Below are 21,096 nucleotides of genomic sequence, written 5' to 3'. Positions count from 1 at the left end.
GTGCAAGCGCCCCTCTACAGCTTCATCAGGCTGGCGTCGTCGACCGAGGCCGAGTGGCGGGAACGGAACAGCGACACGATGATCGCGAGCCCGACCACGACCTCCGCGGCGGCGACGACCATCGTGAAGAAGGCGATGATCTGGCCGTCGAGATTGCCGTGCATCCGGGAGAAGGTGACGAACGCGAGGTTGCAGGCGTTGAGCATCAGCTCCACGCACATGAACACCACGATCGCGTTCCGCCTGATCAGCACCCCGGCCGCGCCGATGGTGAACAGCAGAGCGGCGAGATAGAGGTAGTTGACCGGATTCACTTGGCGACCTCCTCTTCTTCTGCGGTGTCCCGGCCGAGCCGCTCACCGGAGCGCTGCTCCAGTGCCTTGAGGCCGGCCAGCGACTCGTGGGACACATCGCGCATCTGGCCGCGCTTGCGCAGCGTCTGCATGACGGTGAGTTCGGACGGTGTGCCGTCCGGGAGCAGTCCGGCGACGTCCACGGCGTTGTGCCGGGCGTAGACGCCGGGTGCGGGAAGCGGCGGCAGGTGGCTGCTGCGCACGCGGTCCTCGGACATCTCCCGCTGGGTCCTGGCCCGTTCGGTGCGCTCGCGGTGCGTGAGCACCATCGCGCCGACGGTGGCGGTGATCAGCAGCGCGCCGGTGATCTCGAAGGCGAAGACGTACTTGGTGAAGATGAGGCTGGCGAGCCCCTCCACGTTTCCGCCGTGCTCCGCGTTGGCCGTGCCGAGTCCGTTGAAGCTGCCGAGCGAGGCGTTGCCGATTCCGGCGATCAGCAGGACACCGAAGCCGAGCCCGCACCCGGCGGCCAGCCAGCGCTGGCCCTTGAGGGTCTCCTTCAGCGAGTCCGCCGCCGTGACACCGACGAGCATGACCACGAAGAGGAACAGCATCATGATCGCGCCGGTGTAGACGATGATCTGGACGACGCCGAGGAAGTAGGCACCGTTGGCGAGGTAGAACACCGCCAGGATGATCATGGTCCCGGCGAGGCTCAGCGCGCTGTGCACGGCCTTCTTCATCAGCACGGTGGACAGGGCGCCGATCACGGCGACCGTGCCCAGCACCCAGAACTGGAAGGCCTCGCCGGTCGAGGTGTGGGAGGCCGCAGCGGCCAGGCCGGTCATGCGTCCACCTCCTGCGCCGCGCCGTTGCTCTCGCTGTCCCCGTCGTCCGGCTTCTCGCCCTTGGAGACGGCGAGCTGGCGTTCCGTACCGGGGGCGGCCTCGGTCACCAGGCCCCGGTAGTAGTCCTGTTCGTCCGTGCCGGGGAAGATCGCGTGCGGGCTGTCGACCATGCCTTCCTCCAGGCCCGCGAGCAGCTCGTCCTTGGTGTAGATGAGGCTCTCGCGGGTGGTGTTGGCGAGCTCGAACTCATTGGTCATCGTGAGCGCCCGGGTCGGGCAGGCCTCGATGCACAGTCCGCAGAGAATGCAGCGCGCGTAGTTGATCTGGTAGACGCGGCCGTAGCGCTCCCCCGGGGAGTAGCGCTCCTCGTCGGTGTTGTCCGCGCCCTCGACGTAGATCGCGTCCGCCGGACAGGCCCAGGCGCACAGCTCGCAGCCGACGCACTTCTCCAGGCCGTCCGGGTGGCGGTTGAGCTGGTGCCTGCCGTGGAAGCGCGGCGCCGTCACCTTCGGCGTCTCCGGATACTGCTCGGTCAGCCGCTTCTTGAACATGGCCTTGAAGGTCACGCCGAAGCCGGCCACCGGATTCTGGAACTTGTCCTCCGAGGACTGCGGGGGCTGCGGGGACTGGGCGGACCCGCCGGCTCCCGAGGCCCCGGAAGCCGCGCTCGACCCCGTCGGCCCGGTGGCCTTCGGCGCCCTCTCGGACCCACGCGACTCAGGCAGTTCAGACATGGTCGGCCTCCTTTCCGTCACTCGGATTTCCGTCACTCTGAGTATCCACGCCGCCACTGACAACGAGCTCCCGCTCGCGGCGCGGCCTGCGCCGCGGCACGGGCGGCAGGGTCTGTCCGGGCAGCGGCGGCACCGGGAACCCGCCCGCCATCGGGTCGAACGCCGGCTCCGGTTCCGCGTCGGCCGCGGCTTCCCGGCCCTTCTTGTCGCGGAACATGTCGACGACGAAGGAGATCAGCAGGACCGCGATCACGGCCCCGGCCACATAGAGCAGGATCTTCGAGAAGTCGTAGCCCTCGTTGCGCAGCGCCCGCACCGTCGCGACCATCATCAGCCAGACGACGGAGACCGGGATCAGGACCTTCCAGCCCAGCTTCATGAGCTGGTCGTAGCGGACCCGGGGCAGCGTGCCGCGCAGCCAGATGAAGAAGAAGAGCAGCAGCTGGACCTTGATGACGAACCAGAGCATCGGCCACCAGCCGTGGTTCGCGCCCTCCCAGAAGGTGCTGATCGGCCACGGGGCCCGCCAGCCGCCCAGGAACAGGGTCACGGAGACGGCGGAGACGGTCACCATGTTGACGTACTCGGCGAGCATGAACATCGCGAACTTGATCGACGAGTACTCGGTGTTGAAGCCACCGACCAGGTCGCCCTCGGACTCCGGCATGTCGAACGGGGCGCGGTTGGTCTCACCGACCATCGTGACGATGTAGATGATGAAGGAGACCGGCAGCAGGATGATGAACCAGCGGTCCTCCTGCGCCTCCACGATCTTCGAGGTCGACATCGAACCGGAGTAGAGGAAGACCGAGGCGAACGCGGCGCCCATCGCGATCTCGTACGAGATCATCTGCGCGCACGAGCGGAGCCCGCCGAGGAGCGGGTACGTGGATCCGGAGGACCAGCCCGCCAGCACGATGCCGTAGATCCCGACCGACGCGACCGCGAGGATGTAGAGCATCGCGATCGGCAGGTCGGTGAGCTGCATCGCCGTACGGTGCCCGAAGATCGAGACCTCGTTGCCGGACGGCCCGAACGGGATGACCGCGATCGCCATGAACGCCGGGATCGCCGCGATGATCGGGGCGAGGACGTAGACGACCTTGTCGGCCCGCTTGACGATGACGTCTTCCTTCAGCATCAGCTTGATGCCGTCGGCGAGCGACTGGAGCATGCCCCAGGGGCCGTGCCGGTTGGGGCCGATGCGCAGCTGCATCCAGGCGACGACCTTGCGCTCCCACACGATGGAGAAGAGCACGGTCACCATCAGGAACGCGAAGCAGAAGACCGCCTTGACGACGACGAGCCACCAGGGGTCATTGCCGAACATCGACAGGTCCTCGGCGGCGAGCACGGAACCGTGCGGGGCCGCGGCCAGTTGAGCGAAGGCACTCACGCCCCCACCTCCGGTGTGACGTCGGAAATGCCGGGTGCGGCGGGGCCGATCCGGACCGGGCCGCCGGGCCGGACACCGGTGTCGGCCGGGACGCCTCGCCCGACGGAGTTCAGCGGCACCCAGACCACCCGGTCCGGCATCTCGGTGACCTGGAGCGGCAGTTGTACGGTGCCCGCCGGGCCGGACACGGCCAGCAGATCGCCGTCCTTGACGCCGGTCTCGGCCGCGGTGGCGGCGGAGAGGCGGGCGACCGCGGCGTGCCGGGTACCGGCCAGCGCCGTGTCGCCCTCCTGGAGGCGGCCCAGGTCGAGCAGCATCCGGTGGCCCGCGAGGATGGCCTCGCCGTCGCCGGGCCGGGGCAGCGGCTGCGCCGAGGCGCGCGGGTCGTCCGCGTGCGTGCCCTGCCAGCCGCCGAGCCGGTCCAGTTCGCGGCGTACGGACTTCAGGTCCGGCAGCGCCAGGTGGACGTCCAGGGCGTCGGCGAGCATGTGCAGCACCTGGGCGTCGCCCGGGGCCAGGTTGCGGGTCATCTGCTCGGGCTTCAGCGCGGCCTCGAACATCCGCGCCCTGCCCTCCCAGTTGAGGAAGGTGCCGGACTTCTCGGCGACCGCGGCCACCGGGAAGACCACGTCGGCGCGGTCGGTGACCTCGCTGGGCCGGAGCTCCAGGGAGACCAGGAAACCGACGCGGTCCAGGGCCTCCAGGGCCCGTGCCGGATCCGGCAGGTCGTCGGCCTCGACACCCGCGACGAGCAGCGCGCCCAGTTCGCCGGAGGCCGCGGCCTCGACGATCTGGCCGGTGTCGCGGCCGAAGCGGGACGGGAGTTCGGCGACACCCCAGACGGACGCCACCTCGTCCCGGGCCCGCGGATCGGTGGCCGGGCGGCCGCCGGGCAGCAGCGACGGGAGCGCACCCGCCTCCACCGCACCGCGTTCGCCGGCCCGGCGCGGAATCCACACCAGGGTGGCACCGGTCGCGGTCGCGGTCCGTACCGCGGCGGTCAGCCCGCCCGGCACTCCGGCCAGCCGCTCGCCGACCACGATCAGGGCGCCCGCACCGCGCAGCGCCTCGGCCGCGACGGCGCCGTCGCCGTCCAGGCCGACCCCGCCCGAGATCGCGTCCAGCCACTCGGTCTCGGTGCCGGGGGCGGCGGGCAACAGCGTGCCGCCCGCCTTCGTGAGGCCGCGGGTGGCGTGCGAGGCGACGGAGAAGGTGCGCTGTCCGTGCTTGCGGTTCGCCTTGCGGAGCCGCAGGAAGACGCCGGGCGCCTCCTCCTCGGACTCGAACCCGACCAGCAGCACGGTCGGGGCCTTCTCCAGCGAGGTGTACGTGACCCCGCTGCCGTCCAGGTCGCGTCCCCGGCCCGCGACGCGGGCGGCCAGGAAGTCGGCCTCCTCGTCGCTGTGTACCCGGGCCCGGAAGTCGATGTCGTTGGTGTCCAGGGCGATCCGGGCGAACTTGCTGTACGCGTACGCGTCCTCGACGGTCAGCCGGCCGCCCGTGAGGACGCCGGTCCGGCCGCGGGCGGCGGACAGACCGGCGGCCGCCGCGGCCAGCGCCTCGGGCCAGCTCGCCGGCTCCAGCTCGCCCGCCTCGTTGCGGACCAGCGGAGTGGTGAGCCGGTCGCGCTGCTGGGCGTAGCGGAAGCCGAAGCGGCCCTTGTCGCAGAGCCACTCCTCGTTGACCTCGGGGTCGTTGGAGGCGAGGCGCCGCATGACCTTGCCGCGCCGGTGGTCGGTGCGGGTGGCGCAGCCGCCCGCGCAGTGCTCGCACACCGAGGGCGTCGACACCAGGTCGAAGGGGCGGGAGCGGAACCGGTACGCCGCCGAGGTCAGCGCCCCGACGGGGCAGATCTGGATGGTGTTGCCGGAGAAGTACGACTCGAACGGGTCGCCCTGACCGGTGCCGACCTGCTGGAGCGCGCCGCGCTCGATCAGCTCGATCATCGGGTCGCCCGCCACCTGGTTGGAGAACCGGGTGCAGCGCGCGCAGAGCACGCACCGTTCACGGTCCAGCAGCACCTGGGTGGAGATCGGGACGGGCTTCTCGTACGTCCGCTTCTTCCCGTCGAAGCGGGAGGTCGCGTCGCCGTGCGACATCGCCTGGTTCTGCAGCGGGCACTCGCCGCCCTTGTCGCAGACCGGACAGTCCAGCGGGTGGTTGATGAGCAGCAGCTCCATCACGCCGCGCTGCGCCTTGTCGGCGACCGGCGAGGTGATCTGCGACTTGACGACCATGCCGTCGGTGCAGGTGATGGTGCAGGACGCCATCGGCTTGCGCTGGCCCTCGACCTCGACGATGCACTGGCGGCAGGCGCCGGCCGGGTCGAGGAGCGGGTGGTCGCAGAAGCGCGGGATCTCGATGCCGAGGAGTTCGGCGGCCCGGATGACCAGGGTGCCCTTGGGCACGCTGATCTCGATGCCGTCGATGGTCAGCGTGACCAGGTCCTCGGGCGGGAGTGCCGCCTCGCCGCCCCCGGAGGGCGCACTCGTGGTGACTGTCATGCGTTCACCCCCTGGGATGCGTTCTTGTCGTCGGCCCAGACGGTCGACCTGGCGGGATCGAAGGGGCAGCCCTTGCCGGTGATGTGCTGCTCGTACTCGTCGCGGAAGTACTTCAGCGACGAGAAGATCGGCGAGGCGGCGCCGTCGCCGAGGGCGCAGAAGGACTTGCCGTTGATGTTGTCGGCGATGTCGTTCAGCTTGTCGAGGTCGGCCATCTGTCCCTTGCCGGCCTCGATGTCGCGCAGCAACTGCACCAGCCAGTACGTGCCTTCACGGCAGGGCGTGCACTTGCCGCAGGACTCGTGGGCGTAGAACTCGGTCCAGCGGGTGACGGCGCGCACGACGCAGGTCGTCTCGTCGAAGCACTGGAGTGCCTTGGTGCCGAGCATGGATCCGGCGGCGCCGACGCCCTCGTAGTCGAGGGGCACGTCGAGGTGCTCCTCGGTGAACATGGGGGTGGAGGAGCCGCCCGGGGTCCAGAACTTCAGCCGGTGACCGGGGCGCATGCCGCCGCTCATGTCGAGGAGCTGGCGCAGCGTGATGCCGAGCGGGGCCTCGTACTGGCCGGGTCCTGAGACGTGGCCGCTGAGCGAGTACAGCGTGAAGCCCGGGGACTTCTCGCTGCCCATGGACTTGAACCAGTCCTTGCCCTTGTTCAGGATCGCGGGAACCGAGGCGATGGACTCGACGTTGTTCACCACAGTGGGGCAGGCGTACAGACCGGCGACCGCGGGGAAGGGCGGGCGCAGCCGGGGCTGGCCGCGGCGTCCTTCGAGCGAGTCGAGCAGCGCGGTCTCCTCACCGCAGATGTACGCGCCGGCGCCCGCGTGCACGGTGAGTTCCAGATCGAGTCCGGAGCCCATGATGTCCGTACCGAGATAGCCCGCCTCGTACGCCTCGCGTACGGCCTCGTGCAGCCGTCGTAGTACGGGGACGACTTCGCCGCGCAGGTAGATGAAGGCGTGCGAGGAGCGGATCGCGTAACAGGCGATCACGATGCCTTCGATCAGGCTGTGCGGGTTGGCGAAGAGGAGCGGGATGTCCTTGCAGGTCCCGGGCTCCGACTCGTCGGCGTTGACCACCAGGTAGTGCGGCTTGCCGTCGCCCTGCGGGATGAACTGCCACTTCATCCCGGTGGGGAAGCCGGCGCCGCCGCGGCCGCGCAGACCGGAGTCCTTGACGTACGCGATGAGGTCGTCCGGGGACATGGCCAGGGCCTTGCGCAGCCCTTCGTATCCCTCGTGGCGCCGGTAGGTGTCCAGGGTCCAGGATTCCGGCTGGTCCCAGAAGGCGGACAGGACAGGCGCGAGAAGCTTCTCGGGACTGGTCCCGTTCTTGTCGATTTCGGCGGCCAACGTCATCACTCCCCCTCCTCGGCGGCGGGGCCGGCCGGGTGGTCCGGGTCGGACGCCGAGGTCTGCTGCGGTGCGTCGTGGGAGCTGAGGTGTTCGGCGCCCTTCTGCGGTTCGTCGCGCGGGGCCTCGCCGCGCGGGCCCACCACGCGGGGCTGCGGCGTGGCCTCGCCCTTGGCCAGCTTCAGGCCGATGAGCGAGGCGGGTCCCGCGCCGCCGGAGGCCGCGACGGCGCCGGGGCGCTCGTCGGGGAAGCCGGCCAGGATCCGGGCGGTCTCCTTGTACGAGCAGAGCGGGGCGCCGCGGGTCGGCTCGACGGTACGGCCGGCGATCAGGTCGTCGACGAGCCGCGTCGCGCTCTCGGGCGTCTGGTTGTCGAAGAACTCCCAGTTCACCATCACGACGGGCGCGAAGTCGCAGGCCGCGTTGCACTCGATGTGTTCGAGGGTGACCTTGCCGTCCTCGGTCGTCTCGTCGTTGCCGACGCCGAGGTGGTCCTTGAGCCGGTCGAAGATGGCGTCGCCGCCCATCACCGCGCAGAGCGTGTTGGTGCAGACGCCGACCTGGTAGTCGCCGCCGGCCTTGCGCCGGTACATCGTGTAGAAGGTGGCGACCGCGGTGACCTCGGCGGTGGTGAGCCCGAGCACCTCGGCGCAGAACGCCATGCCCGTACGCGAGACGTACCCCTCCTCCGACTGCACGAGGTGCAGCAGCGGCAGCAGCGCGGAGCGGCTGTCGGGGTAGCGGGCGATCACCTCCTTCGCATCCGCTTCGAGCCTGGCGCGCACCTCGGCCGGGTAGGCGGGGGCGGGGAGCTGCGGCATCCCCAGACTGACTTCGCTACGTGCTTCGGTCACCGGTCGACGCCTCCCATCACGGGGTCGATGGATGCGACGGCGACGATGACGTCGGCGACCTGACCGCCCTCGCACATCGCCGCCATGGCCTGGAGGTTGGTGAAGGACGGGTCACGGAAGTGGACCCGGTAGGGGCGGGTGCCGCCGTCGGAGACGACGTGCACGCCGAGCTCGCCCTTGGGCGACTCGACGGCGGTGTACGCCTGCCCGGGCGGGACCCGGAAGCCCTCGGTCACCAGCTTGAAGTGGTGGATCAGGGCCTCCATGGAGGTGCCCATGATCTTCTTGATGTGGTCGAGCGAGTTGCCGAGTCCGTCCGGTCCGAGCGCGAGCTGCGCGGGCCAGGCGATCTTCTTGTCGGCGACCATGACCGGTCCCGGCGCGAGCCGGTCGATGCACTGCTCGATGATCCGCAGCGACTGGCGCATCTCCTCCAGCCGGATGAGGAAGCGGCCGTAGGAGTCACAGCTGTCCGCCGTGGGGACGTCGAACTCGTAGTTCTCGTACCCGCAGTAGGGATCGGTCTTGCGCAGGTCGTGCGGGAGTCCGGCGGAGCGCAGGACGGGGCCGGTGGCGCCGAGCGCCATGCAGCCGGTCAGGTCGAGGTAGCCGACGTCCTGCATGCGGGCCTTGAAGATGGGGTTGCCGGTCGCGAGCTTGTCGTACTCCGGCAGGTTCTTCTTCATGGTCTTCACGAACTCGCGCAGCTGGTCGACCGCGCCCGGGGGCAGGTCCTGGGCGAGTCCGCCGGGGCGGACGAACGCGTGGTTCATCCGCAGGCCGGTGATCAGCTCGAAGAGATCGAGAACGAGTTCACGATCGCGGAAGCCGTAGATCATGATCGTCGTGGCGCCGAGCTCCATGCCGCCGGTGGCGATGCACACCAGGTGCGAGGAGATCCGGTTGAGCTCCATCAGCAGCACGCGCAGGACGGTGGCCCGGTCGGGGATCTGGTCCTCGATGCCGAGGAGCTTCTCGACCCCCAGGCAGTACGCCGTCTCGTTGAAGAACGGCGTCAGGTAGTCCATGCGCGTGACGAAGGTGGTGCCCTGCGTCCAGTTCCGGAATTCGAGGTTCTTCTCGATGCCGGTGTGGAGGTAGCCGATGCCGCAGCGGGCCTCGGTGACGGTCTCGCCGTCGATCTCCAGGATCAGCCGGAGCACGCCGTGCGTGGACGGGTGCTGGGGACCCATGTTGACGATGATGCGCTCGTCGTCGGACTTGACCGCCGACTCGACGACCTCGTCCCAGTCGCCGCCGGTGACTGTATATACAGTCCCCTCCGTCGTGGCGCGGGGAGTCGCGTGGGGAGTGGTCATCAGGAGTACGACCTCCGCTGGTCCGGAGCCGGGATCTGGGCGCCCTTGTACTCGACGGCGATGCCGCCGAGCGGATAGTCCTTGCGCTGCGGGAAGCCCTGCCAGTCGTCCGGCATCATGATCCGGGTGAGGGCGGGGTGCCCGTCGAAGACGAGCCCGAAGAAGTCGTAGGTCTCGCGCTCGTGCCAGTCGTTGGTCGGGTAGACCGCGACGAGGGACGGGATGTGCGGATCGCTGTCCGGCGCGGAGACCTCCAGCCGGATGAGCCGGCCGTGGGTGAGGGACCGCAGGTGGTAGACGGCGTGCAGCTCGCGTCCCTTGTCACCGAGGAAGTGGACGCCGCTCACCCCCGTACAGAGCTCGAAGCGCAGCGCCGGGTCGTCGCGCAGGGTCCTGGCGACGGTGGGCAGGTGCTCGCGGGCGATGTGGAAGGTGAGCTCGTCGCGGTCGACGACCGTCTTCTCGATGGCGTTGCCGGGAAGCAGGCCCTGTTCCTCCAGGGCGCCTTCGAGCTCGTCGGCCACCTCGTCGAACCAGCCGCCGTACGGGCGCGCGGTGGCGCCCGGCAGGACGACGGTACGGACGAGGCCGCCGTAGCCGGAGGTGTCGCCGCCGTTGTCGGCGCCGAACATGCCCTTGCGTACGCCGATGACCTCGCCGTGCTCGTCGCGCGGGGCGGGGACGCCGTTGCCGTCTCGCTGCTCCTGGTCGCTCATCGCAGCAGCCCCTTCATCTCGATCAGGGGCAGTGCCTTGAGCGCCGCGTCCTCCGCCTCGCGGGCGGCCTCCTCCGCGTTGACCCCGAGCTTGGAGCCCTGGATCTTCTGGTGGAGCTTGAGGATCGCGTCCATCAGCATCTCGGGCCGCGGCGGGCAGCCCGGCAAATAGATATCAACCGGGACAATATGATCAACACCCTGAACAATGGCGTAATTGTTGAACATCCCGCCCGATGACGCGCAAACACCCATGGAGATGACCCACTTGGGGTTCGGCATCTGGTCGTAGACCTGCCGCAGGACGGGGGCCATCTTCTGGCTCACCCGCCCTGCCACGATCATCAGGTCCGCCTGGCGCGGCGATCCGCGGAAGACCTCCATGCCGAACCGGGCCAGGTCGTAGCGCCCCGCCCCGGTCGTCATCATCTCGATGGCGCAGCAGGCGAGTCCGAACGTGGCCGGGAAGACGGAGGACTTCCGTACCCAGCCGGCGGCCTGCTCGACAGTGGTCAGCACGAAGCCGCTGGGCAGCTTCTCTTCGAGTCCCATATGTGCCCCTCAGCCCCTCAGTCCCATTCCAGGCCGCCACGACGCCATACATACGCGTAGGCGACGAAGACGGTGAGCACGAAGAGCAGCATCTCGACGAGCCCGAAGATCCCGAGGGCGTCGAAGGTGACCGCCCAGGGATAGAGGAAGACGATCTCGATGTCGAAGACGATGAAGAGCATCGCCGTCAGGTAGTACTTGATGGGAAAACGGCCGCCTCCGGCTGGAGTCGGGGTGGGTTCAATACCGCACTCGTACGCTTCGAGCTTCGCCCGGTTGTACCGCTTGGGGCCGATAAGCGTGGCACTGACCACGGAGAAGATCGCAAACCCCGCCCCGAGGGCACCGAGCACGAGGATGGGCGCGTAGGCATTCACGCTCCTCGCTCCTTCCAGTCGTCCTTGACCGTTGGACCGCATCGGGCGACCTGGCTCGCCACCTCACCAAGATCGTGCACATGTGAGGCAGTTCACAAGCCCGACTGCCCCGCATCCTATGCCTGCCGTCCTGTGATCTGCGACACGGGGTACGACAACGCCTTTGTGATCTCCACCACCTGACGAACGATCATGAAGTCGGATGAGCGGTGATCTTCGTACACGAAGCGGCCGAGTGATCACGAGACGTGACATCTCCTGCTGTTACCGCTGGTCAAACGGGTGTCGCTCTATCAAGCCCCAGCACCTGCCGCCAAATTGGCCATGGACGCGATCGGGTGATAAAGGGATCTGCCCCACTCTGCGATCGGAGCGGAGCCGCTCACACGGAAGGCGCACGGAACGAAGCGGGCGTCTCCCGGCATACACCCCCTATGGGGTGAATGGGTCGACGCCCGCCACCCGTTCCCCGCGCACGGGACGCTCCGCGCGCGAGGCCCTCGTATGCCCATCACACCGAGGGCATGCTGTGACCTGCGTCACTCCACAGGGGCCGCCATACAAGCGGGCTTGGCCAAGCGTGTGAACGGATGGTAAGTGACGGGCAATTCGGGCGTATTGCCGAAAACCCGTGCTCACAGCCGTTTCGAAGCTTGCCCGATTTGCCCGTTACGGCGTCAATAAGGGCTCTCAGGAAGCGGATTCATAGATTCCGGACGTAACTGTGTCGCAACACACGTTTCTTGATGGGACCCCTGAGGCCCTGATAGCGCTAGTACCCATGTCCCACACCGCTCTCATACCCAGCCACCGGAAGCCCCGCCGAAACGCCTCGAAGACGGCGCTGCGGGCCGGAGTTGCCGGTGGCGTCCTCAGCACCATCGCGGTCGCAGGCGCTGCCGGTCCGGCCCAGGCCGCCGAGCCGGTGACCCAGACCATCGAGATGCCCACCATCACGGCCGGGCTCTCCACCGCCGTCGCGGCATCCGCCGAGGCCACGCAGCAGGTCGCCCTGGACCTGGAGACGCAGGCCCACGAGGAGGCCGCGGCCACCACCGCCGCCAAGGCCGCCAAGAAGGCCAAGGCCGAGGCGGTCCGCAAGGCCGAGGCCAAGAAGAAGGCCGAAGCCGCCGCGAAGGCCGAGGCCGAGGCCAAGGCGGAGGCCGCCGAGCGCGCCTCCCGCTCGGCCGCGCGCACGACGCTGAGCGCCTCCACCGGCTCCTCCTCGTCCGCCTCCTCGTCGTCCGCCACGACGTCGTACTCCTCCACCGCCACGGGCTCCGCCGCCTCCGTCGTCGCGTTCGCGCAGGCGCAGGTCGGCGACGCGTACGTGTCCGGCGGCACCGGTCCCAACTCCTGGGACTGCTCCGGCCTCGTCCAGGCCGCGTTCCGCACGGTGGGCGTCGACCTGCCGCGCGTCTCGCAGAGCCAGTCGACCGCGGGCACCCAGGTCTCCCTGAGCAACCTCCAGCCGGGCGACATCCTGTACTGGGGCGGCGCCGGCAGCGCGTACCACGTCGGGATCTACGTGGGCGGCGGCCAGTTCGTCGGGGCACAGAACTCCTCCACCGGTGTGGTGCAGCGCCCCCTGGACTACGACATGCCGACCGGCGCGGTCCGCGTCCTCTGAGTTCACGGATTCACAAGCGCCTCGGCGCACATCGAAGGGCCGTAGCTCCCCCGCTCGGGAGCCGCGGCCCTTCGCCGTTTCCGGCAGGTACGCGACACCACCCCCGGCCGGCACGGGTGACGTCGCGAACCCGCCGGACCCCGTCCGCCGGAGCTTGTGAACTGGGGCGAACAGCCCTCGCGTCACCGAGCACAGGACGGCCCCGCCATGTCCACCACGACCACCCCCCGCACCGACGCCACGTCCCGCACGCCCTTACGCGGCCGCCTGGCCGTCCTCTCCGTGATGCTGGGCATCTTCGCCATCGTCACCACGGAGATCCTGCCGATCGGTCTGCTCACCCCGATCGGGGCCGACTTCGGCGTCGCGGACGGCACGGCGGGCCTGATGATGACGATGCCGGGCCTCCTGGCTGCCGTCGCCGCCCCGGTGGTGACCCTCGCGACGGCCCGCGCCGACCGCCGGCTGATGCTCAGCGCCCTCGTCCTGCTGCTCGCGGTGGCCAACTTCCTCACCGCGGCCGCTACCGCCTACTGGCTGGTGCTGGTCGCCCGGGTCCTCGTCGGCATCACCATCGGCGGCTTCTGGTCGATCGGCGTCGGGCCGGCGGCCCGGCTGGTCCGCCCCGCGTCGGCCGGGCGGGCGACGGCGGTCGTCTTCGCGGCCGTACCCCTCGGTTCAGTCTTCGGCGTCCCCGCCGGCACGTTCATCGGTGGTCTGGCGGGCTGGCGCACGGCGTTCGCGGCGATGGGGCTGCTGAGCACCGGCGTACTGGCCCTGCTGCTCCTGACGCTCCCCGCCCTGCCCCCGGCCGCGGTCACCCGCCCCTCGGTGCTCCGCGCCCTGCTACGCGGCACGGGCACCCGGTACGCGCTGTTGATGACGTTCCTCATCGTCATCGCGCATTTCGCTACGTACACCTACGTAACCCCCTTTCTCCGGCAGATCACCCGTACCGATCCGGCGCGGATCACCGGGTACTTGCTGCTCTACGGCGCCGCCGGGGTGGTCGGCAACTTCATCGGAGGCGCGCTGGTCACGCGCGCGCCCCGCCTCGCCTTCGGGACCGCCGCCGCGACGATCGCCGCCGCGACCGCCCTGCTGCCCGTCCTGGGCCGCACCGACGCGGGCGCCCTCGCCCTGCTCGTCGTCTGGGGACTCGGCTACGGCGCGGTCCCGGTCTGCTCCCAGACCTGGTTCGCCCGAGCGGCTCCACAGGCACCCGAGGCCGCCACGGTCCTGTTCACCGCGTCCTTCCAGGCAACGCTCGCCGCCGGCGCGCTCACCGGCGGCGCGGTCGTCGACCACACCTCGCTCCGGGCGGTCATGTGGTGCGGGGCGGTGACGGCGGGTCTGGTGGTTCTCGCGGCGGGCGTGAGGCGCGCGGAGCCGCGTACGCCGGGTCAGCGGGAGGCCGTTGCCTGCGGGTCCCCCGATTCGGCCGTGCGGCGGTAATCGGCGTTGATGCGCTGGGCCTCTTCGAGCTGGTCCTCGAGGATGACGATGCGGCAGGCGTCCTCGATCTTCGTGCCCTGGTCGACGAGCTCACGGGCACGGGCGGCCACGCGCAACTGGTAGCGGGAGTAACGGCGGTGGCCGCCGTCCGAACGCAATGGGGTGATCAGCCGGTTCTCACCGAGGGTACGGAGGAAGGCGGGACTGGTGCCGAGCATCTCGGCGGCCCGGCCCATGGTGTAGGCGGGGTAGTCGTCATCATCAAGTCTGTCGGCGGGGCGGGGACTGCGAGGGGGCATAGCACCTCTTCTTTCGGGGACACGTCCGAGGGGTCCGAGTGCCTTGCGGCACTCGGACCCCGAGCTTTCAACACCATCTACCGACTGACTGCGCCGGTCTCCTTGTTCCGCTTGTCCGCCCGGGAGGGCAGAGTTGCGGAGATCGCATATGCGTGACCGGGGACCACCTTCCGTTCTGGGGCCTGCGGTACCCGAGCGGCGCTTCTTCTCGCCCGGGTGATCCTGATGGCGTCTGCTCCTTACCTCGTTCGAAACATCGGTCACTCCTGCGGGTCCTGCGGCACTGCACGCGACCCCTGGGGCCGCTCGGCCCGGCTGCCAGTGAGGGAACCCACCGTTTCCGGCTCCGCCACTCCACCGCCGTTCCGCGTCCTGTTCTGGTCCTGCACGCACGGCAGTTCGCGTCTGCCGTGCCGTCTTTTCCGTCCTGGCTACGAGGAAGACATTAATCACGCCGAAAGTCAGATGTCTACTCCCGCCATGACAGTTTTTCTTCGTTGCACGACATGACCATTCCTGCTGCACCCATGTGAGGGAAATTGCTCCACGGTGGGTGTGAAGTCCGAGTGGCCGGGCACGTGCATCTCTCAGGGATGCGACCGATGCAGTGGGGTGATCGCGCATGAACAGCAAGGCGACGACGGTGACGACCAGCGCGGCAGTGCCCGCGTCCTTGGTCGTCGAGGACGGCAGCCCGGCCGGCGTGGCCCGCGCCCGCGACGCCACTCATGCCTTCGCGGACAGCCTCGACCCGGCGCTGGAAGCCGAAGCGGCGGAGACTCTGGCCCTGGTGGTGTCCGAACTCGCCACCAACGCGGTGCGCCACGGGGGTGGCCGTTACACCCTCCGGCTCGGCGCAACCGCCGAATCGGTGCACGTGGCCGTCAGCGACCCCAGCCCCTCGCCCCCGTGTGAACGCACCCCGGACCTGAGCGGAGGCACGGGAGGCTTCGGCTGGCACATGATCCGCCGTCTCACCGACGCTGTGAGCACCGTCCCCGGCCCGGGCCGGGGGAAGACCGTCCATGCCCGCCTGAGCCGGTTCCGCGCCACGGAGGGCAGCGCCGCCACCGCGCGGCTGTCGGCGGTGCCGCGCGGCCTGGTCGTTCCGACGCCCCGGCACAGGGGACGCAATGGACTTCGAGATACATAGGGCCGGAGACCGCAGGGGCGAACGAAGCTGCCCCGTGAGCGGGCCTTCAGCCAGGGCCGCGGAGAGCCCCGCCGCGAGCATGCCACTCCCGTGGCGATACCGGTGGCGTCGTAGGAGTACGAGGTGTCAAGCCTGAGCCGAACCAGCCTGATGACGGCCCGCGGCCCGCAACCTCATCCGACGCCTCTCTCGACGAACGGACAGCCCGGCGGTCACGGAGTCCGCCCGAGGCCACCGCTCAGGCCTTCGGGGCCACCTTGGAGAGCCCGTTGATGATGCGGTCCATCGCGTCGCCGCCCGTCGGGTCGGTGAGGTTGGCGAGCATCTTGAGGGTGAACTTCATCAGCAGCGGGTGCGTGAGGCCGCGCTGGGTGGCGACCTTCATCACCTTCGGGTTGCCGATCAGCTTCACGAAGGCGCGGCCCATCGTGTAGTAGCCGCCGTAGGTCTCCTTGAGCACCTTCGGGTAGTTGTTCAGCGCCAGTTCGCGCTGGGCCGGGGTCGCACGGGCGTGTGCCTGGACGATGACGTCCGCGGCGATCTGCCCCGACTCCATTGCGTACGCGATGCCTTCGCCGTTGAACGGGTTGACCATGCCGCCCGCGTCACCGACGAGCAGCAGGCCCTTGGTGTAGTGCGGCTGGCGGTTGAAGGCCATCGGCAGGGCGGCGCCCCGGATCGGCATCGTCATGTTCTCGGGGGTGTAGCCCCAGTCCTCCGGCATCGAGGCGCACCACGCCTTGAGGACCTCGCGCCAGTCCAGCTCCTTGAAGGCGGCGGAGGAGTTGAGGATGCCGAGGCCGACGTTGGAGGTGCCGTCGCCCATGCCGAAGATCCAGCCGTAACCGGGCAGCAGCCGGTCCTCGGCGCCGCGGCGGTCCCAGAGTTCCAGCCAGGACTCCAGGTAGTCGTCGTCGTGGCGGGGCGAGGTGAAGTACGTACGGACCGCGACACCCATCGGGCGGTCCTCGCGGCGGTGCAGGCCCATCGCGACGGAGAGGCGGGTGGAGTTGCCGTCGGCGGCGACGACGAGAGGGGCGTGGAAGGTGACCGGGGTCTTCTCCTCGCCGAGCTTCGCGTGGACGCCGGTGATCCGGCCGGTGCGCTCGTCCTTGACGGGGGCGCCGACGTTGCAGCGCTCGTACAGCCGCGCACCGGCCTTCTGCGCCTGGCGGGCCAGCTGCTCGTCGAAGTCGTCGCGCTTGCGGACCAGCCCGTAGTCCGGGTACGAGGCAAGGTCCGGCCAGTCGAGCTGGAGGCGGACACCGCCGCCGATGATGCGCAGGCCCTTGTTGCGCAGCCAGCCGGCCTCTTCGGAGATGTCGATGCCCATGGAGACGAGCTGCTTGGTGGCACGCGGCGTGAGCCCGTCACCGCAGACCTTCTCGCGGGGGAAGGCGGTCTTCTCCAGGAGCAGGACGTCGAGTCCGGCCTTGGCGAGGTAGTAGGCGGTCGTGGAGCCGGCTGGGCCCGCCCCGACGACGATCACATCCGCGCTGTGTTCGGACAGGGGCTCGGTCACGGTCGGTTCTCCCGAAGACTCGAATTCGCGTGCCGCGCGGCACATGGCCAAGGCAGTCTATGGGGGCCTGCTGATCAACCTCCGAAGGGCTCCCCGATGTCGTTCGCGCCTCCCGCACTCCCTGTCGTACAGCTGCGTGTCCCGACCGACGAGGACGCGGTGGCCTGGCACCGCGCCTTCGACGACCCGGAGGTGATGGAGTTCTTCGGCGGTACGTCCGACGAGCTGTCCATGTACGAGGAGTGGACCGCCCGTCAGCGCAGACACGACGCGGAGCTCGGCTTCTGCCTGTGGACCGTGCTGGACGGGGACGGCGAGGTGCTCGGCTTCACGGGCGCGCAGCCGTGGCCGCAGAGTGCGTACGGGCCGGTGGGCGAGATCGAGATCGGCTGGCGGCTGACCCGGTCCGCCTGGGGCCGCGGTTACGCGACCGCGGCCGCGCGCCTCACGCTGGAGCGGCTGCGCGCGGCCGGGGTGGAGCGGGTGGTGGCGACGATCGACGTGCGGAACGAGCGGTCGATCGCCCTGGCCCGGCGCCTGGGTCTGGAGGAGGCGGAGACCTTCACGACGCCCCTGCCGGGCCAGGAGGTGCGCTGCTTCCGGCCGGCGCCGCCCCGGTGACGCCCGGGGTCGGCCGGCGTAGGTGAGCCCGGCCCCCGAGAACCCGCCGGGGCGCGTGGGGACGTCCGCGCCGGGCTTCCGGGCCCGGCGGCCCCGACCTGGGGACACCTGCGCCGGGCTCCGGGCCCGCAGGCCCCGTCCTGAGGATGACGCCGGGTCCTACGGGCCCGGAGGACCCGGGTACGTCGGCGGTACCGCCTCCGTGCGCCCCGTCAGCCGGAGCAGGTACGGCGCGACGAGCACCGCGCAGCCCACCCACAGGAGGCCGAACAGCAGCACCTCCGGCAGGTTCAGGGCGAATGCGGCGGTGCCCCGGTCGTCCCGGTCGGAGAGACCGCTGGAGACTCCGCCCAGCCCGGCCAGCACCAGGAACAACAGCAGGAACAGCCCGCCCGCGGTGACCTGTTCGCCCCGGCCCGCCGAGCGTCGCGCGGCCAGCAGCCCGACCAGGAGCGCACAGACGACACCGGTGGCCAGCGCCCCGGTCAGGGCCCAGCCGCCGAATTCGTCCGCCAGGCCGGACAGCCCGAAGCTTCTGTTCCGCAGATCGGAGCCGGAGAAGTCCAGCCAGCCCTGGATGTCGTACTCGAGATGGGCGCCCCAGCTCAGGCCGAGCACGTGCAGTCCGATGTTGGGCAGCACCGGCAGGGCGATCAGCAGGGCCTGGCCGTCGACGTCGTCCGCGGTGGCGTAGAGGACGAAGCCGATCAGCGAGCAGAGCAGCAGCACGGCGCCCATCGCCCGGACCGCCGAACCGGCGGCCCGCACCAGGGTCAGCGTCCCGGGCCGTCCCGCCATCCACTGGGCCGCCGCGTCGCGTTGCAGGACGCCGCCGGTGACCAGCAGCGCCATGACGAACGCGCCGAGCGCGGCGAGGACCGGGGAGGACGAGACCGAGACGTCCGCGACCTCGGGCTGCGCGAAGAGCCCGAGGAGCAGGACGGCCGCGGTGGCCACGAGGCTGATCCGGACCGCCGCCTCCAGACCGCCGCCCTGTCTGCGGACCGCACGGGCGCCGAGGATCAGCGCGCCGATCCAGAGCACGGTGACGGTGAGGGGGACGAGGTCGAGCGTGTAACTGCCCTGGGTGCCCGGGTCCAGGCTCCCGAAGCCGGAGCCCGAGCCGAAGTCCGATCCGCCGGAGCCGTAGTCGGAGCCGTAGTCGTAGTCGGAGCCGTAGCCGGATCCGTTCGGACCGCCGGACCCGGCCGGGCGCACCTCGAAGCCGCCGCCGAACGCCTGGAGCAGCATCGCGAGCGCGAGCCGCAGCCGGTCGCTCCAGCCGACCACGATGTCGTCGCCCTGCCCGTACGTCGGGATGGAGAGCGCCACCGCGAGGGCCACGATCAGTCCGCTCGGCCAGGCGGCGGCCTTCGCCGACCCCGCCCAGTCGCCCCGGAACACCCGGCCGAAGAAGGCGCCGAGCGGTGTCGGCCCCGCCGGGGCCGCCGGCATCGGCGCGTACCCGGGCGGTGCGGGCGGACCCGCCGCCGGAGCGAACGGGGCCGCGGCGGGCGGCGGCACGACGGGTGGCGGGGGTGTCTGCGGGGGCGCTGCGGGCGGGGGCCCCGCCGCCATGGGTCTCCCCGGGGGCGCGGCGGGCGCCTGGGCCGGTGGCGGGGGTGCCTGCGGCGGCACCGCGGGTGCCTGCGGGCGTTCGCGCCCGCACGTCATGCAGAAACGCGCCTCGTCCGGCGCCTGGGTTCCGCAGAAGGGGCAGTACGACGGCATGAGGGCTCCGCAGGAGGAGACGGGGACGGCCTGGGCGGGTGACACACAGGAACGGGAAAGACGCGTGCCGTATCAACGGACACATCTTCCCCGTTACCCGGTTCCCGTCAACTCCGATGGCCGGCCCCGGACTTCACCGGGCGGGCGGCCCCGTCGGGGCGCCTGCGCCCGAGCGTCAGGCGCGCACACCCCGGTGCAGCGCGACCACACCGCCCGTGAGGTCGCGCCAGGCGACCTTCGACCAGCCGGCCCGCTGGAGCTTGGCCGCGAGACCGGCCTGGTCGGGCCAGGCGCGGATGGACTCGGCGAGATAGACGTACGCGTCGGGGTTGGACGACACCGCGCGCGCGACCGGCGGCAGCGCCCGCATCAGGTACTCGGTGTAGACGGTCCGGAACGGCGCCCAGACCGGCTGGGAGAACTCGCAGATGACCACCCGGCCGCCCGGCTTGGTCACCCGGTACAGCTCGCGCAGCGCCGCGTCCGTGTCCTGGACGTTGCGCAGCCCGAACGAGATGGTCACCGCGTCGAAGGTCTCGTCGCGGAACGGCAGCTTCGTGGCGTCGCCTGCGGTGAAGGGCAGCCAGGAGTTGCGCTTCTTGCCCTCGCGCAGCATGCCGATGGAGAAGTCGCACGGCACGACGTACGCACCCGTCGCGGCGAATGGCAGCGAGGACGTCGCGGTGCCGGCGGCCAGGTCGAGGACCTTCTCCGCGGGCCGGGCGTGCACCGCCTTCGCGACCTCCTTGCGCCACAGCCGCGCCTGGCCGAGCGAGAGCACGTCGTTGGTGAGGTCGTAGTTCGCCGCCACGTCGTCGAACATCGAGGCGACTTCGTGCGGCTGCTTGTCCAGGGAGGCTCGGGTCACCCACCCATTCAAGCAGCCCGGCCGGACCGCGGCGGGGCGGGCCCGCTGTCGGACGGCGGCGCGACGGCGCTCACCGGTGCGGCGGCTTCGCGGCGGGGAAACCGCAGGGCGCCGCGCCCGGCCCGCCCCGGCCCTCGCCTCCTCGCCCGCCCCGGCCATGGCGCCTCGCCCCGCCCCGCTCCGTCCTGCTCTCGCCGGCCTGGCCCGGCCTGCCCGGCCCAGCCCCGTCCGCCGTACGCCGTCCGCCGTCCGCCCCGGGATTCGGTCACGTATTCCGATCCGGCTTCAACCTTTCCGGCCCGTCGGTGCTCAGTACCAGGCGTAGTGACCATCGACAGAACGCAGAGAGGAGGCCGGATGACCGCCGGACGCAGCGCGGACGCCGCCGGCTTCGAGGAGTTCGCCCGCGCGAGTCAGCGCAGGCTGTACCGCACCGCGTATCTGCTGTGCGGAGACGCCGAAGCCGCCCGTGATCTGACCCAGACGACGCTGGCGAAGCTGTTCCAGCACTGGGGCCGCGCGAGCGCGGCCGACCACCCGGACGCCTACGCCCGCACCGTGCTGACCCGCACCTACATCGCCGAACGCAGGCGCCGGCTGCGCGACTTCCGCGCCCATACGCCGATCGCCGCGCACGCTCCCGTGGCCGGTCCCGAGCTGACGGTCACCCTGCTGGCCGCGCTCGCCGAACTGCCCGCCCGCGCACGGGCGATGGTCGTCCTGCGGTACTGGGAGGACCTGAGCGTGGAGACCGTCGCCGGGCTGCTGCGCTGCAGCCCGTCCACCGTGAAGAGCCAGTGTTCACGCTCGCTGGCCACGCTGCGTACCCGCCTGGGCGACGCGCATCTCTACACCACCCGAAGCTGAGGA

Annotated in this window: 20 protein-coding genes and 1 pseudogene; 5 read left to right on the top strand and 16 right to left on the bottom strand. The window is 70.4% G+C overall.

Annotation, left to right across the window (positions count from 1 at the left end; translation table 11 throughout):
• Nucleotides 1-14: 14 nt before the first annotated feature.
• The 11 genes from nuoK to ACGFZA_RS00670 are packed head-to-tail and all read right to left on the bottom strand — an operon-like array spanning nt 15 to nt 10,947.
• Complete coding sequence (gene nuoK / locus ACGFZA_RS00720) at nt 15-314, bottom strand: NADH-quinone oxidoreductase subunit NuoK (protein WP_018101339.1); 300 nt, start codon at nt 312-314, stop codon at nt 15-17.
• Nucleotides 311-1,141 carry an NADH-quinone oxidoreductase subunit J gene (locus ACGFZA_RS00715; RefSeq protein WP_385274937.1) on the bottom strand — a complete coding sequence of 277 codons (831 nt, stop codon included), beginning with the start codon at nt 1,139-1,141 and terminating at the stop codon, nt 311-313. The genes nuoK and ACGFZA_RS00715 overlap by 4 nt, the downstream gene beginning before the upstream one ends.
• Nucleotides 1,138-1,875 carry an NADH-quinone oxidoreductase subunit NuoI gene (gene nuoI / locus ACGFZA_RS00710; RefSeq protein WP_393676256.1) on the bottom strand — a complete coding sequence of 246 codons (738 nt, stop codon included), beginning with the start codon at nt 1,873-1,875 and terminating at the stop codon, nt 1,138-1,140. Before nuoI ends, ACGFZA_RS00715 begins: the two co-directional genes overlap by 4 nt.
• Nucleotides 1,868-3,271 carry an NADH-quinone oxidoreductase subunit NuoH gene (gene nuoH, locus ACGFZA_RS00705; protein ID WP_393676254.1) on the bottom strand — a complete coding sequence of 468 codons (1,404 nt, stop codon included), beginning with the start codon at nt 3,269-3,271 and terminating at the stop codon, nt 1,868-1,870. The genes nuoI and nuoH overlap by 8 nt, the downstream gene beginning before the upstream one ends.
• Entirely contained in the window at nt 3,268-5,775 is a 2,508-nt protein-coding gene (locus ACGFZA_RS00700; RefSeq protein WP_393676252.1) for an NADH-quinone oxidoreductase subunit G, read from the bottom strand. The genes nuoH and ACGFZA_RS00700 overlap by 4 nt, the downstream gene beginning before the upstream one ends.
• Nucleotides 5,772-7,136, bottom strand: a complete 1,365-nt coding sequence (nuoF, locus tag ACGFZA_RS00695; RefSeq protein WP_385274949.1) for an NADH-quinone oxidoreductase subunit NuoF — start codon at nt 7,134-7,136, stop codon at nt 5,772-5,774. Before nuoF ends, ACGFZA_RS00700 begins: the two co-directional genes overlap by 4 nt.
• A complete protein-coding gene (nuoE, locus tag ACGFZA_RS00690) occupies nt 7,136-7,951 on the bottom strand; it encodes an NADH-quinone oxidoreductase subunit NuoE (RefSeq protein WP_385275233.1) in 816 nt (271 codons plus the stop codon). The genes nuoF and nuoE overlap by 1 nt, the downstream gene beginning before the upstream one ends.
• A 29-nt stretch (nt 7,952-7,980) precedes the next feature.
• A complete protein-coding gene (locus tag ACGFZA_RS00685; protein ID WP_385274952.1) occupies nt 7,981-9,303 on the bottom strand; it encodes an NADH-quinone oxidoreductase subunit D in 1,323 nt (440 codons plus the stop codon).
• Entirely contained in the window at nt 9,303-10,019 is a 717-nt protein-coding gene (locus ACGFZA_RS00680; protein WP_385274955.1) for an NADH-quinone oxidoreductase subunit C, read from the bottom strand. The genes ACGFZA_RS00685 and ACGFZA_RS00680 overlap by 1 nt, the downstream gene beginning before the upstream one ends.
• The gene (locus tag ACGFZA_RS00675; protein WP_030926341.1) at nt 10,016-10,570 is read right to left on the bottom strand and encodes an NADH-quinone oxidoreductase subunit B family protein; all 555 of its coding nucleotides are present in this window, start codon (nt 10,568-10,570) and stop codon (nt 10,016-10,018) included. The genes ACGFZA_RS00680 and ACGFZA_RS00675 overlap by 4 nt, the downstream gene beginning before the upstream one ends.
• Before the next feature lie 17 nt (nt 10,571-10,587).
• Nucleotides 10,588-10,947 carry an NADH-quinone oxidoreductase subunit A gene (locus ACGFZA_RS00670; protein ID WP_123460983.1) on the bottom strand — a complete coding sequence of 120 codons (360 nt, stop codon included), beginning with the start codon at nt 10,945-10,947 and terminating at the stop codon, nt 10,588-10,590.
• A 781-nt stretch (nt 10,948-11,728) separates the two neighbouring features.
• On the opposite strand from ACGFZA_RS00670, the gene ACGFZA_RS00665 reads away from it, so the two are divergent.
• Nucleotides 11,729-12,577 (top strand): C40 family peptidase, encoded by an 849-nt coding sequence (locus ACGFZA_RS00665; protein ID WP_385274959.1) that lies wholly within the window; start codon nt 11,729-11,731, stop codon nt 12,575-12,577.
• A 207-nt stretch (nt 12,578-12,784) separates the two neighbouring features.
• On the top strand, nt 12,785-14,032 hold the full coding sequence (locus ACGFZA_RS00660) for an MFS transporter (RefSeq protein WP_393676248.1): 1,248 nt from the start codon (nt 12,785-12,787) through the stop codon (nt 14,030-14,032).
• Here the strand turns inward: ACGFZA_RS00660 and ACGFZA_RS00655 are convergent.
• The gene (locus ACGFZA_RS00655) at nt 13,981-14,331 is read right to left on the bottom strand and encodes a MerR family transcriptional regulator (RefSeq protein ID WP_393676246.1); all 351 of its coding nucleotides are present in this window, start codon (nt 14,329-14,331) and stop codon (nt 13,981-13,983) included. The two genes, ACGFZA_RS00660 and ACGFZA_RS00655, sit on opposite strands and share 52 nt — an antisense overlap.
• Before the next feature lie 622 nt (nt 14,332-14,953).
• Between ACGFZA_RS00655 and ACGFZA_RS00650 the strand changes: the two genes are divergently transcribed.
• Nucleotides 14,954-15,484: an ATP-binding protein gene (locus tag ACGFZA_RS00650; protein ID WP_393676244.1), complete on the top strand. Its 531-nt coding sequence runs from the start codon at nt 14,954-14,956 to the stop codon at nt 15,482-15,484.
• A 238-nt stretch (nt 15,485-15,722) separates the two neighbouring features.
• Here ACGFZA_RS00650 and ACGFZA_RS00645 read toward each other — a convergent pair whose 3' ends face one another.
• On the bottom strand, nt 15,723-17,006 hold the full coding sequence (locus ACGFZA_RS00645; protein ID WP_385274967.1) for a geranylgeranyl reductase family protein: 1,284 nt from the start codon (nt 17,004-17,006) through the stop codon (nt 15,723-15,725).
• A gap of 96 nt (nt 17,007-17,102) precedes the next feature.
• Between ACGFZA_RS00645 and ACGFZA_RS00640 the strand changes: the two genes are divergently transcribed.
• The gene (locus ACGFZA_RS00640; protein WP_385274970.1) at nt 17,103-17,627 is read left to right on the top strand and encodes a GNAT family N-acetyltransferase; all 525 of its coding nucleotides are present in this window, start codon (nt 17,103-17,105) and stop codon (nt 17,625-17,627) included.
• A 159-nt stretch (nt 17,628-17,786) separates the two neighbouring features.
• Here the strand turns inward: ACGFZA_RS00640 and ACGFZA_RS00635 are convergent, their stop codons facing one another.
• The 3 genes and pseudogenes from ACGFZA_RS00635 to ACGFZA_RS00625 form a co-directional block, all read right to left on the bottom strand.
• A complete protein-coding gene (locus ACGFZA_RS00635; RefSeq protein ID WP_393677665.1) occupies nt 17,787-19,205 on the bottom strand; it encodes a hypothetical protein in 1,419 nt (472 codons plus the stop codon).
• A gap of 84 nt (nt 19,206-19,289) precedes the next feature.
• Nucleotides 19,290-19,358 (bottom strand): annotated as a pseudogene (locus tag ACGFZA_RS00630) (zinc-ribbon domain-containing protein); the annotation flags it as partial.
• Nucleotides 19,359-19,533: 175 nt separating this feature from the next.
• Nucleotides 19,534-20,226, bottom strand: a complete 693-nt coding sequence (locus ACGFZA_RS00625) for a demethylmenaquinone methyltransferase (protein ID WP_385274973.1) — start codon at nt 20,224-20,226, stop codon at nt 19,534-19,536.
• Between the two features lie 357 nt (nt 20,227-20,583).
• Between ACGFZA_RS00625 and ACGFZA_RS00620 the strand changes: the two genes are divergently transcribed.
• A complete protein-coding gene (locus ACGFZA_RS00620; RefSeq protein WP_385274976.1) occupies nt 20,584-21,093 on the top strand; it encodes a SigE family RNA polymerase sigma factor in 510 nt (169 codons plus the stop codon).
• Nucleotides 21,094-21,096 lie beyond the last annotated feature (3 nt).

It is taken from the genome of Streptomyces sp. NPDC048211, from assembly GCF_043202315.1.
Taxonomy (GTDB): domain Bacteria; phylum Actinomycetota; class Actinomycetes; order Streptomycetales; family Streptomycetaceae; genus Streptomyces.
This window is presented reverse-complemented; position numbering and strand designations above follow the sequence as displayed.

Bases quoted from the DNA above. Each gene is read 5' to 3' on its own strand.
- ACGFZA_RS00685 (WP_385274952.1), bottom strand. From the start codon at position 9,303: ATGACCACTCCCCACGCGACTCCCCGCGCCACGACGGAGGGGACTGTA.
- ACGFZA_RS00680 (WP_385274955.1), bottom strand. From the start codon at position 10,019: ATGAGCGACCAGGAGCAGCGAGACGGCAACGGCGTCCCCGCCCCGCGC.
- ACGFZA_RS00640 (WP_385274970.1), top strand. From the start codon at position 17,103: ATGTCGTTCGCGCCTCCCGCACTCCCTGTCGTACAGCTGCGTGTCCCG.
- ACGFZA_RS00660 (WP_393676248.1), top strand. From the start codon at position 12,785: ATGTCCACCACGACCACCCCCCGCACCGACGCCACGTCCCGCACGCCC.
- ACGFZA_RS00675 (WP_030926341.1), bottom strand. From the start codon at position 10,570: ATGGGACTCGAAGAGAAGCTGCCCAGCGGCTTCGTGCTGACCACTGTC.
- ACGFZA_RS00620 (WP_385274976.1), top strand. From the start codon at position 20,584: ATGACCGCCGGACGCAGCGCGGACGCCGCCGGCTTCGAGGAGTTCGCC.
- ACGFZA_RS00655 (WP_393676246.1), bottom strand. From the start codon at position 14,331: ATGCCCCCTCGCAGTCCCCGCCCCGCCGACAGACTTGATGATGACGAC.
- nuoF (WP_385274949.1), bottom strand. From the start codon at position 7,136: ATGACGTTGGCCGCCGAAATCGACAAGAACGGGACCAGTCCCGAGAAG.
- ACGFZA_RS00665 (WP_385274959.1), top strand. From the start codon at position 11,729: ATGTCCCACACCGCTCTCATACCCAGCCACCGGAAGCCCCGCCGAAAC.
- ACGFZA_RS00715 (WP_385274937.1), bottom strand. From the start codon at position 1,141: ATGACCGGCCTGGCCGCTGCGGCCTCCCACACCTCGACCGGCGAGGCC.
- nuoI (WP_393676256.1), bottom strand. From the start codon at position 1,875: ATGTCTGAACTGCCTGAGTCGCGTGGGTCCGAGAGGGCGCCGAAGGCC.
- ACGFZA_RS00635 (WP_393677665.1), bottom strand. From the start codon at position 19,205: ATGGCGGCGGGGCCCCCGCCCGCAGCGCCCCCGCAGACACCCCCGCCA.
- nuoE (WP_385275233.1), bottom strand. From the start codon at position 7,951: ATGCCGCAGCTCCCCGCCCCCGCCTACCCGGCCGAGGTGCGCGCCAGG.
- ACGFZA_RS00700 (WP_393676252.1), bottom strand. From the start codon at position 5,775: ATGACAGTCACCACGAGTGCGCCCTCCGGGGGCGGCGAGGCGGCACTC.
- ACGFZA_RS00650 (WP_393676244.1), top strand. From the start codon at position 14,954: ATGAACAGCAAGGCGACGACGGTGACGACCAGCGCGGCAGTGCCCGCG.